The sequence below is a fragment of the Sphingomonas sp. Leaf25 genome (genome assembly GCF_001421635.1).
Classification (GTDB): domain Bacteria; phylum Pseudomonadota; class Alphaproteobacteria; order Sphingomonadales; family Sphingomonadaceae; genus Sphingomonas.
In genome coordinates this window covers 204441-208711 of sequence record NZ_LMKU01000023.1, presented here as the reverse complement: position 1 = coordinate 208711, position 4271 = coordinate 204441, and the positions used below count along the sequence as shown (strand labels likewise).

The 4271-nt window shown below is 68.5% G+C and carries 6 protein-coding genes; 4 read left to right on the top strand and 2 right to left on the bottom strand.

Annotation, left to right across the window (positions count from 1 at the left end):
- Positions 1-117: 117 nt before the first annotated feature.
- Positions 118-618 carry a DUF6438 domain-containing protein gene (locus ASE78_RS08750; RefSeq protein WP_055760978.1) on the bottom strand — a complete coding sequence of 167 codons (501 nt, stop codon included), beginning with the start codon at positions 616-618 and terminating at the stop codon, positions 118-120.
- A gap of 115 nt (positions 619-733) precedes the next feature.
- Here ASE78_RS08750 and rph point away from each other — a divergent pair, with 115 nt between their 5' ends.
- From rph to ASE78_RS08735, 3 genes are read left to right on the top strand one after another with little or no spacing between them, the layout of a single operon-like run.
- Positions 734-1450: a ribonuclease PH gene (gene rph / locus ASE78_RS08745; protein ID WP_056495808.1), complete on the top strand. Its 717-nt coding sequence runs from the start codon at positions 734-736 to the stop codon at positions 1448-1450.
- Positions 1447-2076, top strand: a complete 630-nt coding sequence (rdgB, locus tag ASE78_RS08740) for an RdgB/HAM1 family non-canonical purine NTP pyrophosphatase (protein ID WP_055760984.1) — start codon at positions 1447-1449, stop codon at positions 2074-2076. The genes rph and rdgB overlap by 4 nt, the downstream gene beginning before the upstream one ends.
- Before the next feature lie 55 nt (positions 2077-2131).
- Positions 2132-2365 carry a hypothetical protein gene (locus tag ASE78_RS08735; RefSeq protein ID WP_200909810.1) on the top strand — a complete coding sequence of 78 codons (234 nt, stop codon included), beginning with the start codon at positions 2132-2134 and terminating at the stop codon, positions 2363-2365.
- A gap of 162 nt (positions 2366-2527) precedes the next feature.
- Here the strand turns inward: ASE78_RS08735 and ASE78_RS08730 are convergent, their stop codons facing one another.
- On the bottom strand, positions 2528-3073 hold the full coding sequence (locus ASE78_RS08730; RefSeq protein WP_235514954.1) for a CAP domain-containing protein: 546 nt from the start codon (positions 3071-3073) through the stop codon (positions 2528-2530).
- A 38-nt stretch (positions 3074-3111) separates the two neighbouring features.
- Between ASE78_RS08730 and hemW the strand changes: the two genes are divergently transcribed.
- A complete protein-coding gene (gene hemW, locus ASE78_RS08725) occupies positions 3112-4260 on the top strand; it encodes a radical SAM family heme chaperone HemW (protein ID WP_056495801.1) in 1149 nt (382 codons plus the stop codon).
- Positions 4261-4271 lie beyond the last annotated feature (11 nt).

Genomic DNA, 4271 nt, shown 5'->3' with positions numbered 1-4271 from the left:
CCCCCACCCGGCCACCCATCAAGGATACGCTGTGGGTGGCCGGGTGGGGGAGCGGGCCGGCACCGCAAAACGCGCATCGACGCGTTTTCAAACGGATTCCAAGTCTCCCCTCACCGATCAACCAGCCTTGATATAGCTCGCGACCGGCAGTTCGCCGATCGCGCCGCGCAACGCCTCGCCGGTCCGGCCGCCGTCGGCAGCACCACAGCCGTAATAATAGGACAGTTTCTGCGATGCGCCGCTCAGTTCGCTCCACCGCACCTCGACCGAGGGCATGTCGGTCGGCGCATTGCCGCATCCCGGCTGGCCCGGTTGCAGCAGCCGGTCGCCCTGCGCCGGACGATAGGGCTGAAGCTTGGCGGCGAAGGCGCGATATTGCGCGGGCGTCGCCTGGAACGACCGCACGCCGCTGACGGCGGTGAAGCGCTTGCCCTCGAAGGTGCCGCGCCCGTCGGGCTGGATCGTCACCATATAGACCGGACAGGTGCCAAAACACGGCGAGGTTTCGTAACTGATCGTCTCACGCTCGATCGCGACCGGCTTGCCCCCCTCGGTATTGCCGATCGCCATCACGCAGCCGCCCAGCAGCGGCACCAGTCCCAAGGCGATGATCTTCATGGTCGTCCTCCCGTTGGCGCATCGTTTCGCGCGCGTATCGTCGATACCGCGGCGTGACTGGCGCGGGAATGAACGGACCGCTAGGGCATGTCGCCAAGTTTTCCAGGAGAATCCCATGCGCCCCTCCGGCCGCACCCCCGACGAAATGCGCCCCATCACGATCCAGACCGGCTATACCCGCCATGCCGAAGGGTCGTGCCTGATCGGCTTCGGCGATACCCGCGTGCTGGTGACGGCGTCGGTCGAGGAGCGCCTGCCGCCATGGCTGCGTGGCAAGGGCGAGGGCTGGATCACCGCCGAATACGGCATGCTGCCGCGCGCCACCCACACCCGCGGCAGCCGCGAGGCGGCCAAGGGCAAGCAGTCGGGCCGAACGCAGGAAATCCAGCGGCTGATCGGGCGCTCCCTTCGGGCGGTGGTCGACCTGAAGGCGCTGGGCGAGCGGCAGATCACGCTCGATTGCGACGTGCTCCAGGCCGATGGCGGCACCCGCACCGCCGCGATCTCGGGCGCATGGGTGGCACTGCGGCTAGCGGTCGACGGGCTGTTGCGCGAGGGCAAGCTGAGCGTCGATCCGATCAGCCGGCAGGTCGCGGCGATCAGTTGCGGCATCCACAATGGCACGCCGGTGCTCGACCTCGACTATATCGAGGATTCGGCCGCCGATGCCGACGCCAATTTCGTGCTGACCAGCGACAACAACATCGCCGAGGTGCAGGCGACCGCCGAAGGCGCCTGCTACGACGAGGAAGCATTGCTCCGCCTGCTCCGCCTGGCGCGCATCGGCTGCGGCCGCATCTTCGCCGAACAGCTCCGGGCGACCGGCCGGTGAGCGGCGAGGGCAAGGACCCACAGGCGATCCGCAAGCTTGCCCCCGGCAGGCTCGTCATCGCCAGCCATAACCCCGGCAAGATCCGTGAGATCGCGGCGCTGCTCGGCCCGTACGGCGTGACGCCGATTTCGGCGGGCGAACTCGACCTGCCCGAGCCCGAGGAGACCGGCACCACCTTCGTCGCCAATGCCGAGTTGAAGGCGTTGCAGGCGGCCGACCTGTCGGGCCTGCCCGCGCTGGCCGACGACAGCGGCCTGTGCGTCGAGGCGCTGGGCGGCGATCCGGGCATCTTCTCGGCGCGCTGGGCCGGGCCGTCGAAGGATTTCGACGCGGCGATGCGGCTGGTCGAGGAACGGATGCAGGCGACCGGTCCCGATCACAGCCGCGCCGCGCATTTCGTCTGCGCGCTGGCACTGGCGTGGCCCGACGGCCATGTCGAATGGTTCGAGGGGCGGGTCGACGGCACATTGGTATCGCCACCGCGCGGCGCCAACGGCTTTGGCTATGACGCGATGTTCCAGGCCGACGGCATGGCGCAGACCTATGGCGAGATCGATCCCGACCATAAACATGCGATCAGCCACCGTGCCGATGCGTTCGCGCAACTGGTACGCGCGGTATTCTGACGGAACGGCCGGGGCTGCCGGGGCATTGATCCCGGCAGCCGACAGGGAGCCTGATGTGAGTGATGAAACCGTGAAGATCCGCCACCGCGAAATCGCGGTCGAACATCTGCTGTTCTGGACGATGCGCTATGTCGAACGGCGACTGCCCGGCCTGCTCGACTCGCTCGACCTCAGCCTCGACAAGCTCGGCGACCCGTCGCACGGCGAGGACAAGAACGACGACAAGGTCCGCCACATCGCCGCCAAGATCGTCGCCGGCGCACGCGAGGACATGAAGGACGGCGAGTAACGCTGCTCGGAACCGATCAAGGTTCCATCGTCACCCCGGACCTGTTCCGGGGTCCACTGGGCCGTAACCGTTGTCGCCGGTGCCTCAAGCCACACCGATCGCGGCACCGTGGACCCCGGAACAAGTCCGGGGTGACGATAGCGGCAAAGGGGTCGACCCGCCCTAGAACGCCCGCTGGCCGACGATATTGCCGGCGGGCACGTAACGGCAGGCGATGAAATCGTCCTTCGCATTGCTCGCCTCGGCGCAGCCATAGCGCTGCGTCGTGCGCCACAATATCTGGGTATAGTGTGCGACGTCGCCGAAATTGCCGGTGTTCGACGATCCCGGCACCGCGACCGGCAGATAATAGCGCTTCTCCGCCACCCAATGCCCCACCATTTCGTCGTAGCGATAGGCGCCGCGCGTGCCGGTCCACAGGTTTTCGCCCTGTTCGGGCGTCCCGCGCGGCTGCGGCGAATGTTCGAACGTCGCCGTCCGCGCCATCTCGCCGGCATAGCGTTTGGCATCCGCCGCCAGCGCCGGGTCCCACACCAGCGGCGGCAGGCCCGCCTCGGCGCGGGCGGCACGGTGGCCCGCTTCCATCGCCTGTCGCAGCAGCGCCGCGCCGCGCGGCGCGACGCCGTCGAACGCGCGCGGTTCGACCACCCGTTCGGGGCCGCTCGCCGGCACCGCCGAACATCCCCCCAGCAGCAGCGCCGCCGTCAATATTTGTATCCTCCGCATACGCCCCATATGGGGCACGCATGTCCGCCGACCAACCGCCACTCGCGCTCTACGTCCACTGGCCGTTCTGCGTGTCGAAATGCCCCTATTGCGACTTCAACAGCCATGTCCGCGAGCGGGTGGATCAGGACGCATGGGCGAGCGCGCTGCTCGCAGATCTGGCGCATGAGGCGGCGCTGCTGCCCGGCCGCCGGCTCGCCTCGATCTTCTTCGGCGGCGGCACGCCGTCGCTGATGCCGCCCGCCACCGTCGCGGCGATCATCGACGCCGCCTGCCGCCTCTGGCCGGCGATGCCCGACATCGAGATCACGCTGGAGGCCAACCCCTCCTCGGTCGAGGCGGCGCGCTTCGCCGACATCGCCGCCGCCGGGGTCAATCGCGTGTCGCTGGGCGTGCAGGCGCTCGACGATGCCGCGCTCGGATTTCTCGGCCGCGCGCATGGCGTCAACGAGGCGCTGGACGCGCTCGCCATCGCCCAGCGCCATTTCGCGCGGGTCAGTTTCGACCTGATCTACGCCCGTCCGGGTCAGTCGCTGTCGGCATGGGAGGCCGAACTCGCCCGCGCGCTGTCGTTCGGCACCGAACATCTATCGCTCTATCAACTGACGATCGAGCCCGGCACCCGCTTCGCCACGCTGGCCGCCAAGGGCGAGTTGACCTTACCCGACACCGATCTCGCCGCCGACCTGTTCGAGATGACGCAAGGAATGACCGCCACCGCCGGCCTGCCGCTGTACGAAATATCCAACCATGCCCGGCCGGGGGCGGAGAGCCGCCACAACCTTACCTATTGGCGCTACCGCGACTATGCCGGCATCGGCCCCGGCGCGCATGGCCGGCGCGGCGGCATGGCGACGCAGCGCCACCGCAAACCCGAAAACTGGATCGCTGCCGTCGCGCGCAACGGCCACGGCATCGAACGCGAGGATGCGCTGACCCGCCAAGAGCGCGTCACCGAAGCGCTGGTGATGGGGCTACGCATGGCCGAGGGGATCGACCTTGCCCGGATCGCCCGGCTCGGCGAACGGACGATCGGCGAGGTCGTTCACCTCGATCGGGTCGAAACGCTGATCCGACAGGGGCTGCTCGCCCATGACGGCGACCGGCTGGCGCTGACGGCGGCCGGCATTCCCGTGCTCGACGCGGTGCTGCGCGAGATCGCGGTGTAGCGCGGATCGCC